We start from the raw sequence: 24,389 nt of genomic DNA on the forward strand, positions 1-24,389 counted from the left end.
CCGAAAACGTGGGTCAAATGCACAGCAAGTGACCGCAATTGACGGATTCGTGCGGTCTCCGTGACCGGGGGACAGCGCGCTCTGGGGAGGCGTCGTGGACGACTACGCGGGTCGGGTACTCGCCGACCGCTACCGCCTTCCGCTGCCCCCGTCCGACGCCTTCGAACTGGCCGAGACGCGGGCCTTCGACACCTACAGCGGGCAGGAGGTCCTGGTCCGGCAGGTGCCGTTGCCCGAGGTCGTGGACGCGGAGGTGCTCGACGCCGACGGGCTGCCCTCCGCGGCCAGACGGGCGACCGGACGGGCGGTGCGCCGGCCCACGGACCCCGCGGTCCGAAGGGCGATCGAGGCGGCCCAGGCCGCCGCCCAGGTGCCCGACCACCCCCGCCTCGACCAGGTCTTCGACGTGTTCGCCGAGGCCGGGTCGCTGTGGATAGTGAGCGAGCTGGTCGCCGCCAGGCCCCTCGCGGCGCTGCTCGCGGAGCGGCCCCTCACCCCCTACCGGGCCGCCGAGATCGGCTCGGACGTGCTCACGGCGCTGGCGGTCCTGCACGCCCACGGCTGGACGCACCGCAACATCACCGTCCGCACGGTGCTGGTCTGCGACGACGGCCGGGTCGTGCTCACGGGCCTGGCGGCGGGCGCGGCCGAGGAGGCGCTGTGCGGATACGTTCCGGTGCCCCAGCCGGACGACGAAGACGCCTACGGCCCCCCGGCGGTCGAATCGGGGCCCACCGGACCGTACGACCCGCCGGAGCTGCGCGGCCCGCACGAGCCCTCCGCCGCCTACGAACCACCCGCCCTCGGCGACTCGCGGGAACGGCCCGGGCCCCATGCGCTCCCGGAGCTGCCCAGCCCCTACAAGCCGTCCGCCGCCCTCGGGCAGCAGGAGCCGCCCGGCCGGCCCGGCGCGTACGGGCAGCCGGACGCGGCGGGTCAGGCCGACGCCTACGCGCAGGACCCCGGCGACCCGTCCGGTGCCCCCGAGCCCGCACCGGACGGACCGGCCCCGGAGACCGGGCCGCAGGGCACGTTCTACGGGACCCCGGAACAGCCCGACCCGCACGCGCCCTACAGGCGCCCGTCGCCCGGTCAGGGCGCACCGTCCGGGCCGGAGGCCCTGCCCGCGCCCAGGCCGTCCTCCGACGGTGTGCCCGCGCCCGGTCACCGAGCCGAGATCGAGGTGGCGCCGCCGGTCCTGCCCGCGCCGCCGGGAGCGGGGAGCCCGGCGCAGCTGCGCGCCGCCCGCGCCGGGGCCATCGCCGCCTACCGCGCGGGAGCGCGTGCCGCGGCCCGTGCGGGCGAGGAGCAGAGGCGCGCGGAGCGCGAAGCCGGGGCGGCCCCCGACGGGCGCGAGGAGACCGGCACGCCGGCCACCGGGGAGCCGGAGCGCGAGGAGTCCGGCCCCGCCGCGCCCCCGCGACTGACCGGCGGCTGGGGCGTGCCGGGCGACGGCCCGTACCCGTACGACGACGAGGACGACGACGAGGACGACGATTCCGGCCCCCGGCCGCCCGGCCGGCGTGTCCACCTCGCCGGTACGTGGGGCGACGCCCCGGGCTCCGGCCGTCCCGTGCCCGCGGGCGGTTCACCGGCCACGGGCGGCTACGGCGAGGACGCGCTGCGCGCCGACGCCCGGCGCCTGGGCGGCGGGCCCGTCGAGCGCCCCGACCGGCTGCCGCAGCCGGTCACCGCGCGTGCTCCCGTCGGCGGCTGGGACGAGGTGGTCGCCGGCCGTGGCGACACCCCCGCGTACCGCGGTCCCGCCACGCCGCTCGCCGCCGAGCGGGCCCGGCAGGCCCGCATCGCGGTCGTCGGGGCCGTCACCGAGCGGTGGGCGCCCGAGCAGGCCGGTCCGGTCCACGACAACTGGCAGCTGGCTCCGCCCATCGGCCCCTCCACCGACCTGTGGGCGCTCGGCGCGCTCCTCTACCGCGCGGTGCAGGGGCATGCCCCGTATCCCGAGGAGAGCGCCGCCGAACTCGTGCAGATGGTCTGCGGCGAGCCCCCGGCCTTCGCCGAGGAGTGCGGTCCGCTGCGGCCCGTCGTCGAGTCCCTGCTCCGTCAGGACCCGACGGAGCGGCCCGACTTCGAGGAGCTCCGCGGCTGGCTGCGCTCCCTCGTGCGCTCGGCCCCCGAACCGGAGGCCGGCGCCGACGTCGTCACGCTGCCCCCCGCCGACGCCACCCGCCTGCCGGTCGTACGCCGCCGGGGAGAGCTGGTGCGCAGGCGCCGCGGCCGCGGTGCCGCCCACGGACGGCACCGGCAGGGAAGGGCCGGGCGTCAGGAGGCGCCGCCGCAGAGGTACGAGAAGCCGCCCCGCGCCCCGCGCGAACCCAAGGGCCCCAAGGTGCTGCGCCAGCCGCCGCCCGGCGGCAGGGCGCCGCGCAGGCTCGGACGGCTGCTCCTCGTGCTGATCCTGCTGCTGATGGCCGCGGCCGTCGCCTACGCCGTGATGTTCATGCCCAAGCAGGGTTCGGGCACAGGTGCGGGCCCGGCCCCCTCGGACTCCGTCGCGCCCCGGGACCCGGAGACCGGCGCCCCGTCCGCCGGGGAGACGGCGACGGCCGGAACCGGGGGTTCGTCGGGTTCGCCGGGCTCCCAGAAGCCGCAGACCAGCCGCTCGGCCGCCGCCCTCGCACCGGGGTACGTCCTGCGGAAGGACCCCGAGGGCTTCGAGATCGGTGTGCCGAAGGGCTGGCAGCGCAGTCCCGCCGACTCCGACCGTCAGGTCCGTTACGGCAGCGACGGGTTCAGCGTGCTCGTCGTGCCCGGCCGGGACACGGTCAAGGCCCACGGCGGCGATCCGCTGGACTACCAGCGGAGCGGAGAGCCCGAACTGAAGCCCTTCCGTGAGTCCAGCTGGGCGACGTCCACCGGTCTGCGCCGCGTCGACGTCGGCAAGCAGGCGATGGCGGAGGGGCAGTTCACCTGGCAGGAGAGCAGCGGCCGTCAGGTCTACGTGCGCAACCTGGTCATGATCGTGGCGGGCAGGTACCACATCGTCCAGGTCATCGGCCCCGAGAACGACCGTGACGAGGTGTCCGAGATCTACGAGCAGGCCATCTCCAGTTACCGTGTGTCCCCCTGACCCGTCGTCGGTGTGACGCGACAAGCATCACAGTGCTGTCTCGTGCGCGGTGCGAGGTTCCGCGCGGCGGCCTCTCCTCCGTAACCTGTCGTCCCGAGGAACGGGGCGGGGACAGACGTGGAACACGCGCAGGGAACGGACGCGGAGATCGTCCTGGCCGGGCGGTACCGGCTGGGCGACGTCCTGGGCCGCGGCGGTATGGGCAAGGTGTGGCGAGCCCATGACGAGGTCCTCCACCGGACCGTCGCCGTCAAGGAGTTGACCGCAGGCCTGTACGCCGCGGAGGCGGACCGGGCGGTGCTGCACGCCCGCACGCAGAAGGAGGCGCGCGCGGCCGCCCGCATCACCCACCCGGGAGTCGTGACCGTCCACGACGTCATCGAGTACGACGACCGCCCCTGGATCGTCATGCAGTACGTCGACGGCCCCTCGCTCGCCGACGCCACGAAGGAGACCGGCGAGGTCGAGCCGCGCGAGGCGGCGAGGATCGGGCTCCACGTGCTGAGCGCCCTGCGGGCCGCGCACGGCGCCGGCGTGCTGCACCGCGACGTCAAACCCGCCAACGTCCTGCTCGCCCGGGACGGGCAGGTGCTGCTGACGGACTTCGGGATCGCGGCGATCGAGGGCGACTCGACCATCACCAGAACGGGTGAACTGGTCGGCTCCATCGACTACCTGGCCCCCGAGCGGGTGCGCGGCGGCGATCCGGGCCCCGCGTCCGACCTGTGGTCGCTGGGCGCCACCCTCTACACGGCCGTCGAGGGGACCTCGCCCTTCCGCCGCACCTCCCCGATCTCCACCATGCAGGCCGTCGTCACCGAGGAGCCGCCGCCGCCGCTGCGCGGAGGCGCGCTGGAACCGGTGATCACCGCGCTGCTGCGCAAGGACCCCGCCGAACGTCCGACGGCCGAGGAGACCGAACGGATGCTGCTGGCCGCGATGGAGGGGCGGCGGCCCGACGCCGCGCAGGCCCATGTGCCCACGCAGCGCGTGTCCGAGGAGGAACTGCTCGCCCTCCCCGCTCCGGACGGGTCGACGGCACGGCTCTCCCGGCCCCCGTCCCCCGCCGCGCCCGGCGCCCCGCGCCGACGGTGGCGTACCGCTCTCCTGGTCCTGGCGGTGGCGGCCCTGCTCGGCGGCGCCGCCGGTATCGCCGCGATGGAGTTCGCGGACCGCGACGGCGGCACGGACGGGCGCTTGCGGGGGCAGCACACGAGCGGACCGTCCGTCTCCCCGTCCCCCTCCGCGAGCGAGGACCCGGCGGGTGACGCGGACGGAGTACCGGCCGGCTGGAAGACCGTCCACGATCCCGAGGGCTTCAGCCTCCTCGTCCCGGAGGGATGGGAGCGCCAGGAGCAGGACGGCCAGATCGACTACACCCCGGACGGCGGTGCGCACCGCATCCGGATCAGCCTCGACCCCCATCCCGACTTCGACAACTCGTACACGCACATGGAGAGCATCGAGAAGGACCTCGCGAAGCGGCTGCCCGCCTACGAGCGGCTGTCCCTGGAGTCGAACACCTTCCGCGACCGCCCCGGCTCGCGCTGGGAGTTCACCTGGGTCGAGGCCAAGGACCACCCGGGCCCGCGTCACGGCATCGACCAGATGTACGTCGCCGAGCCGGGCGGTCCCGAGTACGCGCTCTACCTGACGGGACCCGACGGGGACCGGGCCGAGAGCATGCGGCTCTTCGAGACGATGCTGCGCAGCTGGAAACCGCCGACGCCGGAAGGCTGAAGCGCGCGCGGAGACCGCTGACGCCGGGAGGCTGAAGCAGGCGGTGGCCGCCGACGCCGGAAGGCTGAAGCAGGCGGGGGCCGCCGCACCGGTACCCGGGTGGCGGAGCCGTCGAAGATTCACGATTCCTGACCGCCGCTCCCCGCACAGCCAGTGGATCACCCCTGATCAGCGGTTATGCAGCCAGTGATCACTGGCTGCATGCCCGGGTGCGTCGCACTGTCCGGGCGGGGTCTGTGAAAACCTGTTACCCACGGGTACCCAAAGTGGGCGCGTGGACATACTCTCGCCCTCATGACGGACTCGCAGGCCTCCACGACCGCCCCCGCCGCCCGGGTGGGCACCAACCCGGTGGCCGCCGCCCCCGCGGGCGCGCGCACCGCCGCCGACGTGGTCACCGCCGAGGTGATCGCCCAGCTGACGCGCGGCGTCGCCGGTTCCGGCCGCACGGCCAACCACAGCCCCTTCACCGGGGAGAAGCTGGCCGACCTGCCCGAGTCCACCCCCGAGGACGTCGAGGCCGCCTTCGGCCGCGCCCGGGCCGCCCAGCCCGCCTGGGCGGCGACCCCCGTCCGTGCCAGGGCCGCCGTGCTGCTCCGCTTCCACGACCTGGTCCTGCAGCGCCAGTCGGAGGTCCTCGACCTCATCCAGCTGGAGACGGGCAAGGCCAGGCTGCACGCCCACGAAGAGGTCCTGGCCGTCGCCGTCTCGGCCCGGCACTACGGACGCCGCGCCGCCTCCTACCTCAAGCCGAAGCGGCACACCGGGGTCGTCCCGACCCTCACCAAGGTCACCGAACTGCGCCAGCCGCGCGGGGTGATCGGCCAGATCGCCCCCTGGAACTACCCGCTCGAACTCTCGGTCGGGGACGCGCTGCCCGCCTTCGTGTCCGGCAACGCCGTCGTCATGAAGCCCGACACCGAGACCGCGCTGACCGCCCTGTGGGCCCGCGACCTGCTGATCGAGGCCGGACTGCCCGCCGAGGTGTTCCAGATCGTCATCGGCGAGGGCCCCGTCGTCGGCCCCGAGGTGGTCTCCCGCGCCGACTACGTCTCCTTCACCGGCTCCACCCGCACCGGCCGTGAGGTCGCCCAGGGCGCCGCGGCCCGGCTGGTCGGCGTCTCGCTCGAACTCGGCGGCAAGAACGCCATGCTCGTCCTCGACGACGCCGACGTGGAGAAGGCCGCCCAGGGCGCTGTCCGCGCCTGCTTCTCCTCCGCGGGACAGCTCTGCATCTCCATCGAGCGGCTGTACGTCCACGAGTCCGTCGCCGACGACTTCGTGGCCCGCTTCGCCGCCCGCACGAAGGCCATGCGCCTGGGCAACTCCCTGGCGTACGGCGCCGACATGGGTTCCCTCGTCGGCGAGCGGCAGCTGGAGACCGTCAGCCGGCACGTGGCCGAGGCCGTCGAGAAGGGCGCCACGCTCGTCGCGGGCGGCGTCGCCCGTCCCGACATCGGTCCCCTCTTCTACGAGCCGACCATTCTCGACGGCGTCGAGGCACCCATGGCCGTCTGCGGCGAGGAGACCTTCGGCCCGGTCGTCTCCATCTACCGCTTCGGCGACGACGACGAGGCCGTCGCGCTCGCCAACGCCACCCCGTACGGCCTCAACTCCAGTGTCTGGACCCGGAACGCCGGGCGCGGCCACCGCGTCGCGGCCCGGCTGCGGACCGGCACGGTCAACATCAACGAGGGGTACGCACCGGCGTACGGCAGCGTCCAGTCGCCGATGGGCGGCATGAAGGACTCCGGGCTCGGCAGGCGCCACGGCTCCGAGGGCATCCTGAAGTTCACCGAGGCCCAGACGGTCGCCCACCAGCGGCTGGTGCCGCTGGCGCCGTCCTTCGGGATGGACGACGAGAAGTACGCCGCCTTCATGAGCGGCAGCCTCAAGGTGATGAAGGCCTTCCGGCTGCGCTGACCCGCCCGACGACCCCGAACCCCCGCCTTTCCGTACCGAGGAGAGCCATGTCCCAGGACAGCCCTGCCCAGCATCAGGCCGGACCGGCCGCTCAGGCGGCGGACGACGACGTGTACGACTACGACGTGGTCGTCGTCGGCTCGGGCTTCGGCGGCGCGGTCTCGGCCCTCCGGCTGAGCGAGAAGGGCTACCGCGTCGGCGTCCTGGAAGCGGGCCGCCGCTTCACCCCGGCGACGCTCCCCAAGAACTCCTGGGACATCAGGAACTACCTGTGGGCACCGGCGCTCGGCCTCTTCGGCATCCAGCGCGTGCATCTGCTGGGCAAGGTGATGGTGCTGGCCGGCGCCGGTGTCGGCGGGGGCTCGCTGAACTACGCGAACACGCTCTACGTGCCGCCGGCGCCGTTCTTCGAGGACCGCCAGTGGGCCGGCATCACCGACTGGAAGGCGGAACTCGCGCCGTACTACGACCAGGCGAAGCGGATGCTCGGCGTGCGCCTCAACCCGAGCATGACCCCGGCCGACGTCCACCTCAAGGCCGTCGCCGAGACCATGGGCGTCGGCGACAGCTTCCATCTCGCCCCGGTTGGCGTGTTCTTCGGGGACGGGCAGGACGCCGACGGGTCCGTGCGCACGAAGCCCGGAGGAGAGGTCGCCGACCCGTACTTCGGCGGCGCCGGCCCCGCCCGCAAGGCGTGCTCCGAGTGCGGCGAGTGCATGACGGGCTGCCGTCACGGCGCGAAGAACACCCTCAACGAGAACTACCTCCACCTGGCCGAGAAGGCCGGCGCGGTCATCCACCCGATGACGTCCGCCGTCGCGGTCACCGACGCTCCCGACGGCGGCTACCTGGTGTCGACCGTGCCGACGGACCGCCGCCGCAAGGCACCGCCGTCCGTGCTGCGGGCCCGCAGGGTGATCGTCGCGGCGGGGACGTACGGCACGCAGACGCTGCTGCACCGGATGAAGGACGAGGGACTGCTGCCCCGGATCTCGGACCGGCTCGGCGAGCTCACCCGCACGAACTCCGAGGGGCTGGTGGGCGCGCAGACCAGCGACCGCCGCTACCGCAGGAAGCACGGAGCCCGGGCGGACTTCACCCGGGGTGTCGCGATCACCTCGTCGATCCACCCCGACGAGAACACCCACATCGAACCGGTCCGCTACGGCAAGGGCTCGAACGCCATGGGGGCGCTGACCATCCTCCAGGTCCCCTACGGCACGCGCCGGGTGCTGCGCTGGTTCGGCAGTGTCGCCAGGCACCCCCTGCTGACGATGCGCTCGCTGTCCAACCGGCGCTGGTCGGAGCGGACGATCATCGGCCTCGTCATGCAGTCGCTGGACAACTCGCTGATCGCGTACCGGAAACCCGGAGGCGTCGGCAAGGGGCTGCTCACCGCACGGCAGGGGCACGGGGCGCCCAACCCGACCCAGATCGCCGAGGCGACCCGGGGGGCGACGCTGCTCGCGCAGGAGATCAACGGCTTCGCCGGATCGAACGTGGGCGAGCTCATGGGCACCCCGCTCACCGCGCACTTCCTCGGCGGCTGCGCGATCGGAGCCGGCCCCGACGAGGGCGTCATCGACCCCTACCACCGGCTGTACGGTCACCCGGGCATCTCCGTGGTCGACGGCTCGGCGGTCTCCGCGAACCTCGGTGTCAACCCGTCGCTGACCATCACCGCGCAGGCCGAGCGCGCGATGTCGTTCTGGCCCAACAAGGGCGAGGCGGACCCGCGTCCCGCGCAGGGCGAGGCGTACCGGCGGCTGGCCGCCGTCGAGCCGGTGGCACCGGCCGTGCCCGAGAAGGCGTTCGGCGCGCTGAGGCTGCCGTTCCTCGCGATACCCGCGATACCGCCGAAGGCGGCCACCGAGGAGGCGTGAGCCCGGGAACGCCGAGGGGCTGCACCCCCCTCCGAGTGCAGCCCCTCCACGTACCTACCGGTGGCGCGCGCCGTGCGACGGCCGCGCGGAACATACGTCGTGCCCGCCCGGAAGGAGAAACCTCCTCACCGCGGGCACGGAACGTACCGGTGTGTTCGCCATGCATGACCCGTGAGTCCGGATAACGGTTGCCCCCGGCTTCACCACATCTTCATGTGGTACTCGTCACACACGGGTGCCGTGCTCAATTCGTGATCGTGTTCCAGGCAACTCCCGGCGGCGCGACCTGGTCGTAGTCACAGCAGTCGCACCGCTCCGCCGAGTCCAGAGGTCCGCGATGACACGCCTTCTCCCGAGAACAGCACTGCGCCGAGCGGCCGGCGGTCTCGCCGCGGGCGGCCCGGCGCGTGCGGACGGCCCGGTCTTCACCCTCGGCGGTCCCGCGCGGACGGCCCTGTACCCCCACCCGGCGAGCGGGGTCCCGCGGACCACCCCGCTCGGCTTCACCGTCGCCACCCCGGACGGCGAAGGCTTCCGTGGCGACGTCGTCTACACCGTCGACCTCAGCGGTGTCGCGGGGATCGCGGACGTCACCGCCGCCGGGGACGGCGCCGCCCACTGCGAGATGTCCGCGAGCACGGCCGTCTGCCGCGACACCGGGGTGCTCGCGGGGGGCGGCGTGATCGCCGGCTTCGGGCTCACGGCCGCCCCGGGCGGCGAGAACGGCGCCTCGGGCGTCATCCGTATCACCGGCGAGGCGGCGGGGGCCGCCTTCACGCCGTTCACCGCGGAGGTCACGGTCGGCGGCCCCGACCTCGTCATGGAGCGGCTCCCCTTCGAACAGCGGATGGAACCGGGCGACGCGCAGCCGGCCCCGATCACCTTCGGCAACAGGGGCACGACGGCCGCCGACGGGGTCCTGCTGACCCTGATGTACTCACGCGGCCTCGACATCCCCGAGCGCTACGCCAACTGCGTCTACGACGACGAGGCCGGGGACGACCCGGGTAACGCCTACGCGTGGTCCACCGCGCTGTGCTCCGTGGAGGGCTCCTTCGAGCCGGGCGTCACCTACACGCTCGGAGTGCCGCTGTCCGTCCGGGCCACCGAGCGCGCCTACCGCGACACGTTCGTCTACCGCATCCACGAGGGCGACGGGGTGCGGCGCCCGGCGCCCTCGGACCGCACAGGCCCCGAACTGACCGTGCGGCAGGTGCGAACGGCCGCCTCGGGGCGCGACCTCGATCCCGGTGACAACCAGCAGGAGGCCGATTTCGCCACGGACAACACCGCGGGCTTCGCCGCCTACGGGACCGACGCCGAGGGGGCCGAGGGCGAGACCGTGACGGCCCGGGTCGGCTTCCGCAACGAGGGTCCCGCCTGGATCGGCGACCTGCGCTCCGGCGAACCCGTCGCCACCCTCGACGTCACCGTCCCCGAGGGCGCCGAGGTGACCGGAAAGCCGCAGTCCTGCCGGGGGGTGACGGCCGACGGCCGTCACCTGGAGAAGCAACTCGGCGCGCCCCGCTACTTCTGCGCATCGGCGGCGACCGTGCGGGACGGAGCGGACATCGAGTTCCCGTTCACGCTGAGGATCGACACGGTGGTCGCGGACGCCTCGGGTGCCGTCACCGTGCGCGGCACCCGGCCCGACGATCCCTCGCTGCCCTTCGACCCCGACGTCTCCGACAACACCGCGCGGCTCCTGCTGAACCCGGCGGACCCGGACGGCGGCGGCACCGGCGGCACCGGAGGCTCCTCGGAAGGCACCTCCGGCGGCGCCGGGGGCGGTGCGGCACAGGGCTCCGCCGGCACCCCGGGCACCGGGTCCGCACCGGGGCCGGCCGGTGCGGCGGGAGCGTCGGGCGTGTCCGGTTCCGCGTCGGCGGGCACGGGAGGCGTCCTCGCCTCGACCGGGGCGGCGGCCCGGACGGCCGCGTCCGCCGCGGCGGGCGCACTGCTCGCGGGCGGGGTGCTGTTCGTCATGGCCCGGCGCCCGGCCGGACGGGGCTGACCGGCCCCGGCACGGGGGACGGGCCCGAAGGTCCCCGGCACGGGGGACGGGCCAGAAGGTCGAGGGCGGCCGGTCCCGGGCGTCCCCGGGGCCGGCCGCACATCGGTGACCGGGTGGCTGTCCCCTGCCGACCGGTCACACGCGCCGGAACGCGGTCCCACGACGCACCTGCGGTGCGTCACACGCTCCGGCGGAGCCACGTGTGGATTCCACCGACGCCGCCCCTGGCCGACGCGGACACAGGGACCAACGAAGCCGCCCGGGGGCCGGTCACGCGCCGTACGGGTGAGACCGGGACCGAACGCCGGTGCGGCCGTACAGCCCTCCCGGACGTCAGACCCGTCCGCGGCACAGCTCCAGCAGCGTCATGGCGAGCGCCGTGCCCGGCTTGCCCAGGGCGTCGCTGTAGTGGCCGATGACGTCCATCTCCCGGGAGAGGTTCACCCGGCGTCCCCCCGACGTGATCCTGGCCTCCTGGATGACGGCCGAGACGGCCATCCGTTCCTGGACGAGGCCGATGATCCGGTCGTCCAGCGCGTCGATGCGCGTCCGGGCGCCCCCGATCAGGGACGCGGCCTCGTCGGTGTGCGCGCCCGTGCGCTCGGCGGCCGTCTTCGTGGGTGCGGTGCTGTTCATGCGTGACTCCCGGTGGGTGGTCCGTGGCCCGGGAGCCGCAGGCCGGGAACGCCGAGGCGCCCCGGGCCTGTGGCCCGGGGCGCCTCGGAAAGCGTGCTCGTCAGTTGCTCAAGCAGCACGACCATGGCAGCCGGCGGGCCGGGTGCCATAGGTAAAGACGAAGGTCGTGTGCTGACGCATGCCGCCAGTATGGACCTCGGCGGACACCGGGTTCACCCCGGGCCCGGATGGTGAGACGGGAGCCCGGCGGGGCGGCGTCCCACGGCCGGTAGAATTGGGGGGACCGACCCCTCTCCACCGCCGGAAGGCCGCCCCGTGCCAGCAGCACCCCCCGCCGCCCCCGACACCGCGACCGACGTCGTCCTGGTTGTCGACTTCGGCGCCCAGTACGCCCAGCTCATCGCCCGTCGTGTCCGTGAGGCCCGGGTCTACAGCGAGATCGTCCCGTCCACGATGCCGGTCGCGGAGATGCTGGCCAAGAACCCCCGGGCGATCATCCTGTCCGGCGGTCCGTCGTCGGTGTACGCGGAGGGCGCGCCGGGCATCGACCGCTCGCTCTTCGAGGCCGGGATCCCGGTCTTCGGCATGTGCTACGGCTTCCAGCTGATGGCCACCGCCCTCGGCGGCACGGTCGACGACAACGGTGCGCGTGAGTACGGCCGCACCCCGCTCGCCGTGTCCAAGGCCGGCTCCACCCTCTTCGAGGGCACGCCCACGGAGCAGCCGGTGTGGATGTCGCACGGCGACGCCTGCTCCGCGGCCCCCGAGGGCTTCACCGTCACCGCCTCCACGGACGTCGTGCCGGTCGCCGCCTTCGAGAACGACGAGAAGAAGCTGTACGGCGTCCAGTACCACCCGGAGGTCATGCACTCGACCTACGGCCAGCAGGTCCTGGAGCACTTCCTCTACCGCGGCGCGGGCATCGAGCCGACCTGGACGACCACTAACGTCGTCGAGGAGCAGATCGCCCTCATCCGCGAGCAGGTCGGCGACAAGCGCGCGATCTGCGGCCTCTCCGGCGGTGTGGACTCCGCGGTCGCCGCGGCCCTCGTCCAGAAGGCGATCGGTTCGCAGCTCACCTGCGTGTACGTCGACCACGGTCTGATGCGCAAGGGCGAGACCGAGCAGGTGGAGAAGGACTTCGTCGCCGCGACCGGCGCGAAGCTGAAGGTCGTCGACGCGGAGAAGCGCTTCCTCGACGCCCTGGCCGGTGTGTCCGACCCGGAGCAGAAGCGGAAGATCATCGGCCGCGAGTTCATCCGCGTCTTCGAGCAGGCCCAGCTGGAGATCCTCCAGGAGGACGGCCCCGAGGTCGCCTTCCTCGTCCAGGGCACCCTGTACCCGGACGTCGTCGAGTCCGGTGGCGGCACCGGTACCGCCAACATCAAGTCCCACCACAACGTGGGCGGGCTCCCCGACGACATCGAGTTCCAGCTCGTCGAGCCGCTGCGCCAGCTGTTCAAGGACGAGGTCCGGATGGTCGGCCAGGAGCTCGGCCTGCCGGAGGAGATCGTCCAGCGGCAGCCGTTCCCCGGCCCCGGCCTCGGGATCCGCATCGTCGGCGAGGTCACCAAGGAGCGGCTCGACCTGCTCCGCGAGGCCGACGCCATCGCCCGCGAGGAGCTGACCGCGGCCGGTCTGGACCGTGACATCTGGCAGTGCCCCGTGGTCCTGCTCGCGGACGTCCGGAGCGTCGGCGTCCAGGGTGACGGACGCACCTACGGCCACCCGATCGTGCTGCGTCCGGTCTCCTCCGAGGACGCCATGACGGCCGACTGGTCACGCCTGCCGTACGAGACGCTGGCGAGGATCTCCACCCGCATCACCAACGAGGTCTCCGAGGTCAACCGCGTGGTGCTCGACGTGACGAGCAAGCCGCCGGGGACGATCGAGTGGGAGTGACCCCCGCCCCCTGAGGTCAATGCCGATGCCGTCGCTCATTCGTCTGGGCGGCGGCATCGTCGTATCCGCTGGGTACGCTGGCCGACGAGACGAGAATCTGCCCCATGGGAGCGATCATGAGCGCCGCATTCGACCCTGTCTCCGAGGGACAGCGGTACCGGTGGCCCATTCCGCCCGAGGGCGGATGGACGTCGGACGACCTCGACCGGATTCCGGGCCTCCCGCCCCACACCGAACTGATCGACGGGAGTCTCGTCTTCATGAGTCCGCAGCGGAAGTTCCACACGCGCACGATGTGGCTGCTGGAAAAGGCTCTGCTGGCGCACCTGCCGAACGATCTGGATGTCGACCGTGAGATGAGCATCAGGCTGGACGCCAGGAACCGCCCGGAACCCGACCTGCTGGTCTACCGCACGGAGGCGGACACCGGCGCCGCTCAGACGTGGTATGCCCCCGAAGACGTCGTCCTCGTCGTCGAAGTCGCGTCGCCCGACTCCGTCGATCGTGACCGCGAGGTCAAACCGCGCAAGTACGCCGCCGCGGGCGTGCCGCACTTCTGGCGGGTGGAAGCGGGCGACGACGGCCTGCCCATCGTCTACGTCTACGAACTCGATCCGGCTCTGAGGGCCTACACACCCACGGGTATCCATCACAACAAGCTCAGGCTGGACTCCCCGTTTCCCGTCGAGGCCGACCTCTCCGAGCTCTACAACCGAGGCCGGTAGAAAAACCCGTGGTCCGTCGGGGTCTGCGGTGCCAGGCTCGTCGTCATGTCCGCAGACGAGATCCGTGCCCTCATGTCCGCCCCCGGCAACGACCGCCTCACCTGGAACACCCCGTTGTCCGAGGACCACGCGGCCCGGCTGATCGCCGCGTGCGCCCCCGCCCCCGGTGCCCGGATCGCCGACTTCGGAAGCGGCTGGGGCGAACTGCTGATGCGCCTGGTGGAAGCCGCGCCCGGTTCCACCGGGGACGGGGTCGAGACCGACCCGGAAGCCGTCGCGCGGGGACGGCGCCTGGCGCGGGAGCGCGCGCTCGGCGACCGGGTGCGGTTCCACGAGGTGCCCGCGGCCGAGTACGCCGGTGACGGTTACGACCTCGCCGTCTCGATCGGCTCCGCGCACGCGTGGCCGGGTGGCACCCCCGAGGCACTGAGGGCACTGCGTTCGGCCGTACGCCCCGGTGGGCGGGTGCTGTTCGGGGACGGCTTCTGGGAGCGGGAGCCATCGGCCGCCGCCCTGGAGGGACTGGGCGCGGAGCCGGGCGACTTCGGTTCGCTCCTGGAGCTGGTCCGGCGGGCGGAGGCCGTCGGCCTGCGCCCGCTCCAGGTCACCGTCGCCGATCAGCGGGAATGGGACCTCTTCGAGTCGGCCGCCAACATCGGACGGGGCGAGCGGTGGGCGCTGGCCCATCCAGGGCATCCACTGCACCCGGGGGTGACCGCTGCCGTGGACGCCCGCCGCACCGGTTACTACGGGGGATACCGAGGCACGCTGGGTCTCGCCTACCTCGTACTCGGCTCCTGACATTCGCACATGTGGACGACATGTACGCGCAGCCGCCCCGATGTGGGACGGGCCCGCTCGGTACGGCACAATTCGCAGAAATCACAGGTGAGTTGGTTGTACCGGGGCGGGAAAGGGCGGCGTTCTCCGTGGCGTTGGACGAGGCGAGGGCGAAGAGTGCGCACGGCGGTGGCTGTACGTGCGGCGACTGCCCGCACGGAGCGAACGAAGGACACCGCCGCGCGGTGGCCGCCTTCCTCACGAAACGGGACGAACTCGCCGCGGGCCAGGGCCTGCCGGCCGGGGTCGCCCAGTCCGTCTCGGCGTCACGCCAATGGGTCTCGGACGAGCTGACCGAGTCGGCACGCGCCGTCGCCGAGCGCAGCCGCGAGGCGGGAGACGCCTGGCTCCACACGCTGTGGACGCGCACGCTCGTCGTCGTCTGGGGCGGCGTCGTCCTGCTGGTCGTCGCCGAGGCCGCCACGGCGATCGGCGCCGGCTGGTCCACCGCCCGCACCGCCGGGCTGATCGCGGCACTCGTCACCGCGGGCCTGCTCACCGGCGCCGCCCGCGTCCACCGTGCCCGCGGCGGACTCCTGGCGCCGCTCATCGGTGAGGACAACCGGCTCTCCACCTCCCGTACGGTCGCCGCCTCCTGGGTGCTGCTCGCCGTCTTCGCCGTGCTCGTCCTCGCCCTCCAGCTCGCCGGTGCGTCCGGGCACGCCGACCGCGACGCGCTCATCGAGGGCCTGGACCTGGTCCGCTCGGCCGGGGTGCTGACGGTGCTCGCGCTGGTCTGCGCCGTCGCGGTCCTCGTGCGCCGGGTGGTGACCGTGCGGGTGCTGGCCCAGCGGCTGCAGAAGCTGCGCGCCGACCGGCCCCGCGCCGCCGATCTGCTGACCGACGACTCCGGCCGCGGCAGTTTCACCGACGTGCAGTACGTGCTGGTCAGCGCCGTCGCCGTGCTGTTCGCCGCGGTCCGGCTGGCCCGCCGCCCCGAGCAGCTGCCCGACCTTCCGTGGGGGCTCGCGGTCCTCGTGGCCGTCTCCGCGGCGACGTACTTCGCAGGGAAGTACGCCGAGGGCGGCCGGCCGGTCATCCTGTCGGTCGTCCGCGCCAGGGAGGCCGGCGACCTGGACGCCCCGATCCGCACCGGCGACGACATCGAGATCCGCGGCGCGGGGTTCGTCCCGCCCGGGTCCGGCAGCCCCGACCGGCTGGCGCGCGTGGTGGTCAGGATCGGGCGCGTCCACGTCCACGTACCGCTGATCCCGGTCACCGGCGGCTTCGCCAACCCGTCGGACACCGTGCTCACCGTGCCCGTGCCCGTGGAGGTCGAACCAGGCACCGTCGATGTCCAGGTGATCACCGCGGCCGGCGTGGAGACCGACCCCTGCCCCATCGACGTCACGGACTGAGCCGCAGACCTGGTGAGCGGCGCCGGACCGGCGTACGTATGGTCTGTCGAAGGTCCGAACGGAAGGCGGGGCAGTCATGCACGGGTACAGGGGCGGTTCGTACGGGCTGGACGAGCCGAGGAGTCTCAGGGACCGGGCGCGGCGGTACGCCCTGCTGCCCCTGCGGATCTTCCTCGGCGTCACCTTCGTCTACGCGGGCCTGGACAAGCTGACCGACAGCGCCTTCCTGTCGGCGAACGGGGCCGGGTCCATCGGCGAGATGATGCGCGCGGTCCGCGACGGCGCGGCGATCCCGGGCCTCGTCGACCTGGCCCTCAAGAGCCCCGAGGGCTTCGGCTACGCCATCGCGATCGGCGAACTCCTCGTGGGCCTCGGCACGCTCGTGGGGCTCTGGTCCCGGCTCGCGGCCCTCGGCGGCGCCCTGATCTCCCTGAGCCTGTGGCTCACCGTCAGCTGGCAGACCGAGCCGTACTACTACGGCAACGACCTGGTCTACCTCATGGCCTGGCTCCCGCTGCTGCTCGGCGGCGCCGCCGACTTCTCCGCCGACGCCTTCCTCGCCTCGCGGCGACGGCGCAGCCGGTAGTTCACCCAGGCGGCCGTGGCCGCCAGCGACAGCCCGCCGACGAGCACGGGCGCGAAGAGCGTCAACGGGGCGTTCCAGACGCCCGCCGCGTCCGCCGCGTAACCGCCGGCCAGAGCCAGCATGACCAGGCCCGCCACCGCTCGCCCGGGACGGAAATCATGACGCAGCACGGATGACCTCCAGTTGTCCGATGCCGACTTCCATGCCCAGTTCCAGGGTGCCCGCGGGCCGTCCGTCCCCGGGCGGCGCGAGGGTCCGCCGCACGTGGCGGTCGGGGGCGACGTCGACGTCCTTGTGCGGGTCGGAGGGAAGCGTGATGTCGCCCAGGCCCGCCTCGGCGTCCACCTTCACGGTCACCCCCGCCGGTACGACGACGCGTGCGCGGCCCGCCCCCACCTCGATACGGGTCACCAGGGTGCCGCCCCTCGGCACGGCCACACCCGACAGGTCCAGCGTCGCCGCCCCGGTGCCCAGCTTGTACGCCGGCCGGACCTCGGCGGCCGAGGCGGGACTCCACTCCTTGCGCACCCAGTCGGTGCCGATGCCGTGCGGCACGGCGGAGGCGCCGGCCAGCAGCCCCGCCGTCACCATGGCCAGCACGATCGTGCCGAAGCCGGTCCGGCCGATGACCGAGGCCACCAGCAGGCCGAGGCCGAACACCCCGAGCGCGGCGGCGAGCCCGATCTGCAGGCTCGGCCCGAGCGGACGGCTCTCCCAGCTCAGTCCCGTACCCAGACCGCCCGCGACCAGCGCGAGGAGGAAGACGAGACCGCTGATCGAACGCGGCCCACGGGTTCCCGGCGCGCGGTAGGGAGGGCGGAAGGGGGCATCGGGCGTCGCCCGGTGTGCCCGGAGCTCCGCCGCGTCGGTCGCCGCGCTCGCCGGGCCCCACAGATAGCCCGTGCCCGCCGGGCCCGTCGTCCCGTCCTTCACGATCGGGTCCCGCCACCAGGACGGACCGGCGGGCGTGGGCGGTGCCTTGACCTCGGGCGGTGCCCCGTGGCCCGGGGCGTGCGGGGCGCCGCCGGGAGCATGCGGCGCCGTACCGGGCACGTCCTCGGGGGGAGCCGTCCTGCGGTGCTGGGTCCAGACGGCGAAGCCGACCGTGGTCACCGTCAGCATCGCGGCGAAGGCGAGCATGCCCCCGTTGTGCAGCATCGACAGCAGCAGGCCGCAGCCCACCAGCGCCAGCAGCAGCGCGATCAGCGACGGGCCCTCGACACGGCCCGACAGCAGCCTGCGCGCCTCGTTCTCGTCCTCGCCCTCCAGGGGGAGCAGCAGCCACGCGAAGCCGTAGAAGATCAGGCCGATGCCGCCCGTCACCGCCAGGACGCCGAGCACGATCCGGAAGATGACCGGATCCACGTCGCAGTACCGGCCGAGCCCGCCGCACACCCCGGCCACCACCTTCTGGCGCGGGCTGCGCTCCAGGCGCGGCGCCGGCGCGGCGGGCGGAGTGACACCGGGCGCGGCGTCCTGGGGAACGGTCATGGCTCCATGGTGACGGTCCGTGCGTCCCCGCGGGACCCGCGACGACCCTGGCCGGTCCCTGATATTGCGCGCCGGGGCCCCCTGGGGGCACGCCCCCAGGGGCCGTGCCGCCGATCCGGACCGGCGCGGGGCAATCAGGGTCGCGTCCGGGGCCGACCCTGATGCCACGACCCGCCGGGACGTGTGACGATCGGTCCATGCCAGCAGCCACGACCCGCGCCCCGGGCCCGCACGCCCCGGACCAGGAGGAGCCGGCGCCGCGCAAGCTCTACCGCAGCGCCGACGGCCGCATGCTCGGCGGCGTGGCACGGGGGCTCGCCGGACACATGGGCCTGCCCGTCGCCTGGGTCCGGTTCGTCTTCCTCGGGCTGTTCTTCGCGGACGGCCTCGGCGCGCTGCTCTACGCCGTGTTCTGGATCGTCGTCCCGCTCGGCGTCGGCGGGGTCGAGTCCACCCGGTCCGTCTTCGAGACCGCCCCCGACGGCCGCCGCAGGCTCCGCAAGCCCGACAAGGGCCAGGTCTTCGCCCTGATCGCGCTGCTCGTCGGCGCCGTGATCTTCGTGGGCAACGTCGACATGGGCAGCAAGGCGGACCGCTACGTCTGGCCCGCCCTCCTGATCGGCGCGGGCTCCGTCCTGGTGTGGCGCCAGGCCGACAACGCGCGGCGGGCCCGCTGGATCGAGGTCGGCCGGCGGCGCCGCGTGCTCCACTTGGCCCGGGGACTCGCGGGGGTCGCCCTGGTCGGCCTCGGCCTCGCGGCGTTCCTGGTGGTCCGCGGCTCCGCCGCCCAGCTCGGCAACGCCCTGACCGCCGCCGTCGCCGTACTCACCGGCATCGCCCTGCTCGCGGGCCCCTACCTGGCCCGCATGATGCAGGACCTCTCCGAGGAACGCCTGATGCGCATCAGGGCGCAGGAGCGCGCGGAGGTCGCCGCCCACGTCCACGACTCCGTCCTGCACACGCTGACCCTGATCCAGCGCAACGCCGACGACGCCGGAGAGGTCCGCCGGCTCGCCCGCGCCCAGGAGCGTGAGCTGCGCAACTGGCTGTACGACCCGTCCGGCACCGGCCGCGACGAGGACGACGAGCCCACGAACCTGGCCGAGGCGGTCAAACGCGCGGCCGCCGAGGTCGAGGACAAGCACGGCGTCCCGCTGGAGGTCGTCGTCGTCGGCGACTGCCCGCTGGACGAGAAGCTGGCGGCACAGATGCAGGCCGCACGCGAGGCGATGGTCAACGCCGCCAAGTACGGTGGCGAGGGCGGGGCCGTCCAGGTCTACGCGGAGGTCGAGGGCCGCACGGTCTTCGTCTCCGTGCGGGACAGGGGGCCGGGATTCGACCTGGACGCCGTCCCGGACGACAGGATGGGCGTACGGGAGTCGATCATCGGCCGGATGCAGCGCAACGGCGGTACGGCGCGCCTGCGTTCGGTGCCCGGCGGGGGCACGGAAGTCGAGCTGGAGATGGAGAGGGCGAGCGAATGACCGAGAACACCGAAGCGACCGGGGGGCCGGAGCGCCGGGTACGGGTCGTGCTCGTCGACGACCACCGGATGTTCCGCACCGGGGTGCAGGCCGAGATCGGCCGCACCGAGGAGACCGGCGTCGAGGTCGTCGGCGAGGCCGCCGACGTCGAACAGGCGGTCACGGTGATCACCGCGACCCGCCCCGAGGTCGTCCTCCTCGACGTCCACCTTCCCGGGGGCGGCGGCGTCGAGGTGCTGCGGCGCTGCGCCCCGATGATGGGCGCCGTGGAGAACCCGGTGCGCTTCCTGGCGCTGTCCGTGTCGGACGCCGCCGAGGACGTCATCGGCGTCATCCGCGGCGGCGCCCGCGGCTACGTCACCAAGACGATCACCGGCACCGACCTGGTGGACTCGGTCTTCCGGGTCCAGGACGGCGACGCGGTGTTCTCCCCGAGGCTGGCCGGATTCGTCCTCGACGCCTTCGCCTCGACGGACGCGCCACCCGTCGACGAGGACCTGGACCGGCTCACCCAGCGTGAGCGGGAGGTGCTGCGGCTCATCGCCCGGGGCTATGCCTACAAGGAGATCGCCAAGCAGCTGTTCATCTCGGTGAAGACGGTCGAGTCCCACGTCTCGGCGGTGCTGCGCAAGCTCCAGCTCTCCAACCGGCACGAGCTGACCCGGTGGGCGACGGCGCGGCGGCTGGTCTGACGGTCGGCAGGCGCGCGGGTGACCGGGTGTCTCAGGCGGGATCGAGCGAGATGTTGAGCTTCTCGCCGGCCCTGCGGTAGCCGATGCCCGCGTAGATCCGCTCGACGTCCGGGCCGCCCGGCTCCAGCCAGACGGCGTCGAAGCCCCGGGCGAAGGCGGTGCGGGTCAGCCAGGCGGAGAGCGCGGCGCCGACACCCCGGCGGCGGAAGGCGCCGGCGACGGCCAGGCCGGCCAGTTCGCCGATGCCGCCGACCGGGACTGAGCAGCCTCCCGCACCGGCGGGCACACCGTCCACGGTGGCGAGGGCCGAGACGCCGCCGCCCTCGGAGGCCGCGCGCAGCCAGGCGATCTCTCCGTCGTCCGGTCCGCCCTCACCGCCGAAACCCGTGTGCTGGACGGCCGCGGCCGCGGTGAACTCGGCGTCGGTGACCGGTTCCGCGACGCGGAGTCCGTCCACCGGCTTGGGCATGAGCAGTCCCTCGGCTGCGCAGGCCATGACCGGGGCGCGGTTCTCCACGGTGAATCCGGCTGCCAGCAGCGCCGGTTCGACGGCCGGCGCCCAGGCGGGAAGGAACTCCAGCCGGGGCAGCCGGTCGCGCTCGCGGAACGCCGCGACCAGGTCGGCGAGGTCCTGAGCGGTGGGTTCGGCACCTCGGTCGGGAATGGCGTAGTTCGCGAACTTCAGTTCCCAGCCCGGGTTGTGGCGCACGGTGAACGGCCCCACGCGGTAGTGGTCGGGGGACCGGAGGGTGAGTGTGCGCGCGTAGTCCTGAATGGCGGTGTCCATAGGCCCGGGAGCCTAGGCGACACGGGTCGCCCCGGCGAAAGGCATTTCCGAGATCGGCGCGATACGTACGGGTGCGCCCGGGCGCGGGGCGTGGATCATCTGCCCGCCGCCGATGTAGAGCCCGACATGGGTGACCCCGGAGTAGAAGAACACCAGGTCCCCCGGGGCGAGTTCGGAGCGGGAGACGCGCTGTCCCGCGTTGATCTGGGTGTACGTCGTGCGTGGCAGGGACACGCCCGCGGCACGCCAGGCGGCCTGGGTGAGCCCGGAGCAGTCGTAGGCGGACGGGCCGGTCGCCCCCCAGACGTACGGCTTGCCCAGAGCGCCGTAGGCGAAGTCGACGGCCTGCGCCGCGCGGGCGTTGGGGGCGTTCACGGAGCCGCGCGGGGTGCTGCGGTCCGCGCGGACGGGGCCACCGCCGTGGGAGGCGTCGGCGGAGCGCTCGTAGTCGGCGCGCTGCGCGGCGGTGAGGGTGGCGAGGAGCGCGCGGGCGTCGGACAGCTTGGTGCGGACCGCGTTCTTGTGCTTCTCCAGATCGGCCCGGCGGGCGGCGAGGACGGAGAGCTCGTCCTCCGCCTCGGCCCGCAGTTGCGCGATGTCGTTGATCTGCCGGCGTACACCGTTGAGGGCGCCGGCCTGACGGTCGCCCGCCCGGTCCTCGAACGAGGCGCGTTCCAGGTATTCGTCCGGGTCCGAGGAGAGCGCCAGCCGCACGGCGGGGTCGACGCCGGCGCTGCGGTACTGGGCGGCGGCGAACGAACCCAGTGCGTCGCGGGCGGCGTTGAGGCGCTCGGTCCTGCGGGCCGCCTCGTCGCGCAGGGCGTCGAGGGACTTCTCCGAGGCCGCGGCCTTCTCCTTCGCGCCGTTGTACCGCTCGGTGGCGGCCTCGGCGTCGTGGTACAGCCGGTCGACCTTGCTCCTGACCTGGGCCGGGGTGAGCTGGGGATCGGCCTGGGCGGCACCCTCGAAGGCGGTGGCGGACGCCGCGCCGGCGAGAGCGAGGGTGGCGGCGGTGCGGGCAGCAGGCCCGGTGAACAGGCGCTGCTTGGGCTTGCGGTGAGCGGCGGTGCGATGGGCGGCCACGGGGGTGGTGCGTCCTTCCGTTCGACTGCCCGCCGGGGAAACCGGCGGGCCCGCCCGGGTCCGGCGGCGGGCCACCACAGGGGGAGTGGCCCGCCGCCGGATTTCCTGGCGGGGCGACCGGGGTGCCGCCCGGTACGGGGGCGGCGGTAACGAATCGGTCACCTGGGACGTGACGCTAAACCCGGGGCACGGGGAAGAGGCGTAATGACAGCTATTGCCCTCAGATGCAGTTTCGTTTCCATGGGATGACCGGGAAATTCAAGCGGAGTCCGGCAATTCGCGCAGTCCTCGCGCCAACTCATCGTTAAGTCATACCTGGCCGAAGAGTGCTGATATGGCCGCGGCTAGGCTGCGGCCATGGACGTACTCATCAATGTCTTCGTGGCCTTGCACATCATCGGGATCGCCTCCCTGCTGGGCGGATTCCTCACCCAGATGAAGGCCATGGGCGCGGGCACGGCCCGTTTCGTCCCCGCCATGCTGCACGGCGCGCTCACCATGCTCGTCACCGGTATCGCCCTCGTCGGGCTGAACCAGGCCGACGACCAGCACGTGAACAACGTCAAGATCGGGATCAAGCTCCTGATCCTCGTCGTGATCCTCGCGCTGGTCTACGTGAAGCGCGACGACGAGAAGGCCGGCAAGGGCGCCTTCGCCGCGGTCGGCGGGCTCACCGTCGCCAACATCTTCATCGCCACGCTCTGGACCTGAGCGGCCCGCGCGGACGGAGGAGGGGCCCGGGGATCTCCCCCGGGCCCCTCGCGCGTGTGGGGCCTCCGTGAGCCGTGCGCCCGCCGCGCTCCCGGAGGGAGCGGGTCTCAGGCCGGGCGCACGCTTCCGTAGATCGGCATGTAGTAGATCGACTCCTCGCGGACGTTCGCACCCGGCTTGGGCGCGTGGATCATCATGCCGTCGCCCTTGTAGATGCCGACGTGGCTGATGTCGTCGTAGAAGAACACCAGGTCACCGGGTTTCAGGTTCGCCGTCGCCACCCGGGTGCCCACCTCGACCTGGTCCCACGTCGTGCGGGGCAGATTCACCCCGGCCGCCTTCCAGGCTGCCTGGGTGAGCCCGGAGCAGTCGTACGAGGACGGGCCCGTCGCCCCCCAGACGTACGGCTTGCCGATCTGGGCGCGAGCGAAGGCCAGGACCTTCTCGGCCTTCGAGGCGTAGCCGCTGTCCGAGCCGGTGCCGGAGCCCGAGCCGGTCGTGGTGCCCTGCCCCGCGGTCCCCTCCTTGGCGCGCTCGGACTCCGCCTTGTCGGCGGCGGCCTGCTTCCGGGCCAGGTCCTCGGCCTTGCGCTTGGCCTCCGCCTCCTTCTTGCGTTCCAGCTCGGCGAGCCGCGCCTTCTCCTCGGCGGTCAGCTTCGACAGCAGCGAGCGCGCCTCGGTGAGCTTCGTCTGCACCTGCTGCTTGCTCGTGCGCAGCGAGGCCTGCGACTCGGTCAGCTTCTCCAGGCTCTTGGTCGCCTCGACGCGCTTCGTCGCGGCTTCCTTCTGCTGCGTGCGGAACTCGTTGACCGTCTTCTGCTGCTGGCTGGTCATCCGGGCCATCAGCTGGTCCTGGTCGAAGTACGACTGCGGGTCGTCCGCCAGGAAGAACGTCGCCGTCGGGGCGATCGCGCCGCTGCGGTACTGGGCGGCGGCGTAACTGCCCAGCTCGCGGCGCGTCTCGTTCAGCTTGTCGGCCCGCTGGGCCGCCGCCTCCAGGAGCGCGTCCACCTTGGAGCGCTGCTCGGCGGACGCGGACTTCGCCCGGTTGTATTCCTGCGTCGCGGTACCGGCCTGCCGGTAGAGGGCGTCTACCTTCTTCTGTACTTCCTCGATGCTGGGCTTGGGCTCCGCCGGGGCCGCCGTCGCGCTCTGGGTGGAGAGCAGGGTGACGGAGGCGAGCGCCGCGGTCGTGAGACCGACGGCAGGGGTGGTCGTGCGCACCCGGGTGCGCGGCTTGCGATGCGACGCCAAGGCCGGCATCTCCTTCCGTGGACCGCCTACCGGGTTAGCTGTCGGGTTCGGGCGGAACGGAAGGCTGCCCTACGGCCCGGTGGAGACGGGCCGATTCACCCCGGTGATGCGTGTGGGTCCCCGGTTCCGGGCACCTCGCGGAGCACGGATTCGGCGGGGGTGCCCGTGCGGCGTGGTTCGCCTGAAGTGG

Annotated in this window: 18 protein-coding genes and 1 riboswitch; of the genes, 13 read left to right on the forward strand and 5 right to left on the reverse strand. The window is 73.2% G+C overall.

Annotated features, from left to right (window positions below):
• Nucleotides 1–94: 94 nt before the first annotated feature.
• The 5 genes from ACFYY2_RS06265 to ACFYY2_RS06285 all read left to right on the forward strand — a co-directional run bounded on the left by ACFYY2_RS06265 (nucleotide 95) and on the right by ACFYY2_RS06285 (nucleotide 10,651).
• Complete coding sequence (locus tag ACFYY2_RS06265; RefSeq protein WP_388737632.1) at nucleotides 95–3,091, forward strand: protein kinase; 2,997 nt, start codon at nucleotides 95–97, stop codon at nucleotides 3,089–3,091.
• 117 nt (nucleotides 3,092–3,208) lie between these two features.
• Nucleotides 3,209–4,831, forward strand: coding sequence for a protein kinase (locus ACFYY2_RS06270; protein ID WP_388737635.1), 1,623 nt, complete (start codon nucleotides 3,209–3,211; stop codon nucleotides 4,829–4,831).
• Between the two features lie 294 nt (nucleotides 4,832–5,125).
• On the forward strand, nucleotides 5,126–6,754 hold the full coding sequence (locus ACFYY2_RS06275; RefSeq protein WP_388737638.1) for a succinic semialdehyde dehydrogenase: 1,629 nt from the start codon (nucleotides 5,126–5,128) through the stop codon (nucleotides 6,752–6,754).
• A gap of 47 nt (nucleotides 6,755–6,801) precedes the next feature.
• Nucleotides 6,802–8,637 carry a GMC oxidoreductase gene (locus ACFYY2_RS06280; protein ID WP_388737641.1) on the forward strand — a complete coding sequence of 612 codons (1,836 nt, stop codon included), beginning with the start codon at nucleotides 6,802–6,804 and terminating at the stop codon, nucleotides 8,635–8,637.
• A gap of 337 nt (nucleotides 8,638–8,974) precedes the next feature.
• A complete protein-coding gene (locus ACFYY2_RS06285; protein ID WP_388737643.1) occupies nucleotides 8,975–10,651 on the forward strand; it encodes a peptidase in 1,677 nt (558 codons plus the stop codon).
• A gap of 333 nt (nucleotides 10,652–10,984) precedes the next feature.
• Here the strand turns inward: ACFYY2_RS06285 and ACFYY2_RS06290 are convergent, their stop codons facing one another.
• Nucleotides 10,985–11,287 carry a chorismate mutase gene (locus tag ACFYY2_RS06290; protein ID WP_327115553.1) on the reverse strand — a complete coding sequence of 101 codons (303 nt, stop codon included), beginning with the start codon at nucleotides 11,285–11,287 and terminating at the stop codon, nucleotides 10,985–10,987.
• 315 nt (nucleotides 11,288–11,602) lie between these two features.
• Here ACFYY2_RS06290 and guaA point away from each other — a divergent pair, with 315 nt between their 5' ends.
• The 5 genes from guaA to ACFYY2_RS06315 all read left to right on the forward strand — a co-directional run bounded on the left by guaA (nucleotide 11,603) and on the right by ACFYY2_RS06315 (nucleotide 16,698).
• A complete protein-coding gene (gene guaA, locus ACFYY2_RS06295) occupies nucleotides 11,603–13,189 on the forward strand; it encodes a glutamine-hydrolyzing GMP synthase (protein ID WP_388737647.1) in 1,587 nt (528 codons plus the stop codon).
• Between the two features lie 116 nt (nucleotides 13,190–13,305).
• Entirely contained in the window at nucleotides 13,306–13,914 is a 609-nt protein-coding gene (locus ACFYY2_RS06300) for a Uma2 family endonuclease (protein ID WP_388737649.1), read from the forward strand.
• Nucleotides 13,915–13,959: 45 nt separating this feature from the next.
• Entirely contained in the window at nucleotides 13,960–14,715 is a 756-nt protein-coding gene (locus tag ACFYY2_RS06305) for an SAM-dependent methyltransferase (protein ID WP_388737652.1), read from the forward strand.
• Between the two features lie 128 nt (nucleotides 14,716–14,843).
• On the forward strand, nucleotides 14,844–16,112 hold the full coding sequence (locus tag ACFYY2_RS06310; protein WP_388737654.1) for a hypothetical protein: 1,269 nt from the start codon (nucleotides 14,844–14,846) through the stop codon (nucleotides 16,110–16,112).
• A gap of 76 nt (nucleotides 16,113–16,188) precedes the next feature.
• Nucleotides 16,189–16,698, forward strand: a complete 510-nt coding sequence (locus ACFYY2_RS06315; protein ID WP_388737656.1) for a DoxX family protein — start codon at nucleotides 16,189–16,191, stop codon at nucleotides 16,696–16,698.
• 156 nt (nucleotides 16,699–16,854) lie between these two features.
• Here ACFYY2_RS06315 and ACFYY2_RS06320 read toward each other — a convergent pair whose 3' ends face one another.
• Nucleotides 16,855–18,189: a PspC domain-containing protein gene (locus tag ACFYY2_RS06320; RefSeq protein WP_388737659.1), complete on the reverse strand. Its 1,335-nt coding sequence runs from the start codon at nucleotides 18,187–18,189 to the stop codon at nucleotides 16,855–16,857.
• 197 nt (nucleotides 18,190–18,386) lie between these two features.
• Here ACFYY2_RS06320 and ACFYY2_RS06325 point away from each other — a divergent pair, with 197 nt between their 5' ends.
• Together ACFYY2_RS06325 and ACFYY2_RS06330 are read left to right on the forward strand one after the other, a co-directional pair.
• Nucleotides 18,387–19,673, forward strand: a complete 1,287-nt coding sequence (locus ACFYY2_RS06325; RefSeq protein ID WP_388737662.1) for a PspC domain-containing protein — start codon at nucleotides 18,387–18,389, stop codon at nucleotides 19,671–19,673.
• Entirely contained in the window at nucleotides 19,670–20,365 is a 696-nt protein-coding gene (locus tag ACFYY2_RS06330; protein ID WP_327115536.1) for a response regulator transcription factor, read from the forward strand. The genes ACFYY2_RS06325 and ACFYY2_RS06330 overlap by 4 nt, the downstream gene beginning before the upstream one ends.
• Nucleotides 20,366–20,396: 31 nt before the next feature.
• Here ACFYY2_RS06330 and ACFYY2_RS06335 read toward each other — a convergent pair whose 3' ends face one another.
• Together ACFYY2_RS06335 and ACFYY2_RS06340 are read right to left on the reverse strand one after the other, a co-directional pair.
• The gene (locus ACFYY2_RS06335) at nucleotides 20,397–21,152 is read right to left on the reverse strand and encodes a GNAT family N-acetyltransferase (protein ID WP_388737665.1); all 756 of its coding nucleotides are present in this window, start codon (nucleotides 21,150–21,152) and stop codon (nucleotides 20,397–20,399) included.
• 12 nt (nucleotides 21,153–21,164) lie between these two features.
• Nucleotides 21,165–22,235, reverse strand: a complete 1,071-nt coding sequence (locus ACFYY2_RS06340; RefSeq protein WP_388737667.1) for an NlpC/P60 family protein — start codon at nucleotides 22,233–22,235, stop codon at nucleotides 21,165–21,167.
• 357 nt (nucleotides 22,236–22,592) lie between these two features.
• Between ACFYY2_RS06340 and ACFYY2_RS06345 the strand changes: the two genes are divergently transcribed.
• Nucleotides 22,593–22,946, forward strand: coding sequence for a hypothetical protein (locus tag ACFYY2_RS06345; RefSeq protein WP_327115530.1), 354 nt, complete (start codon nucleotides 22,593–22,595; stop codon nucleotides 22,944–22,946).
• A 107-nt stretch (nucleotides 22,947–23,053) separates the two neighbouring features.
• On the opposite strand, the gene ACFYY2_RS06350 is transcribed toward ACFYY2_RS06345, so the two are convergent.
• Entirely contained in the window at nucleotides 23,054–24,208 is a 1,155-nt protein-coding gene (locus tag ACFYY2_RS06350; RefSeq protein WP_388737669.1) for an NlpC/P60 family protein, read from the reverse strand.
• Nucleotides 24,207–24,365: riboswitch (cyclic di-AMP (ydaO/yuaA leader) on the reverse strand. Its footprint overlaps the gene before it by 2 nt.
• Nucleotides 24,366–24,389: the final 24 nt, after the last annotated feature.

This window comes from Streptomyces sp. NPDC001822, from assembly GCF_042892135.1.
Lineage (GTDB): Bacteria > Actinomycetota > Actinomycetes > Streptomycetales > Streptomycetaceae > Streptomyces.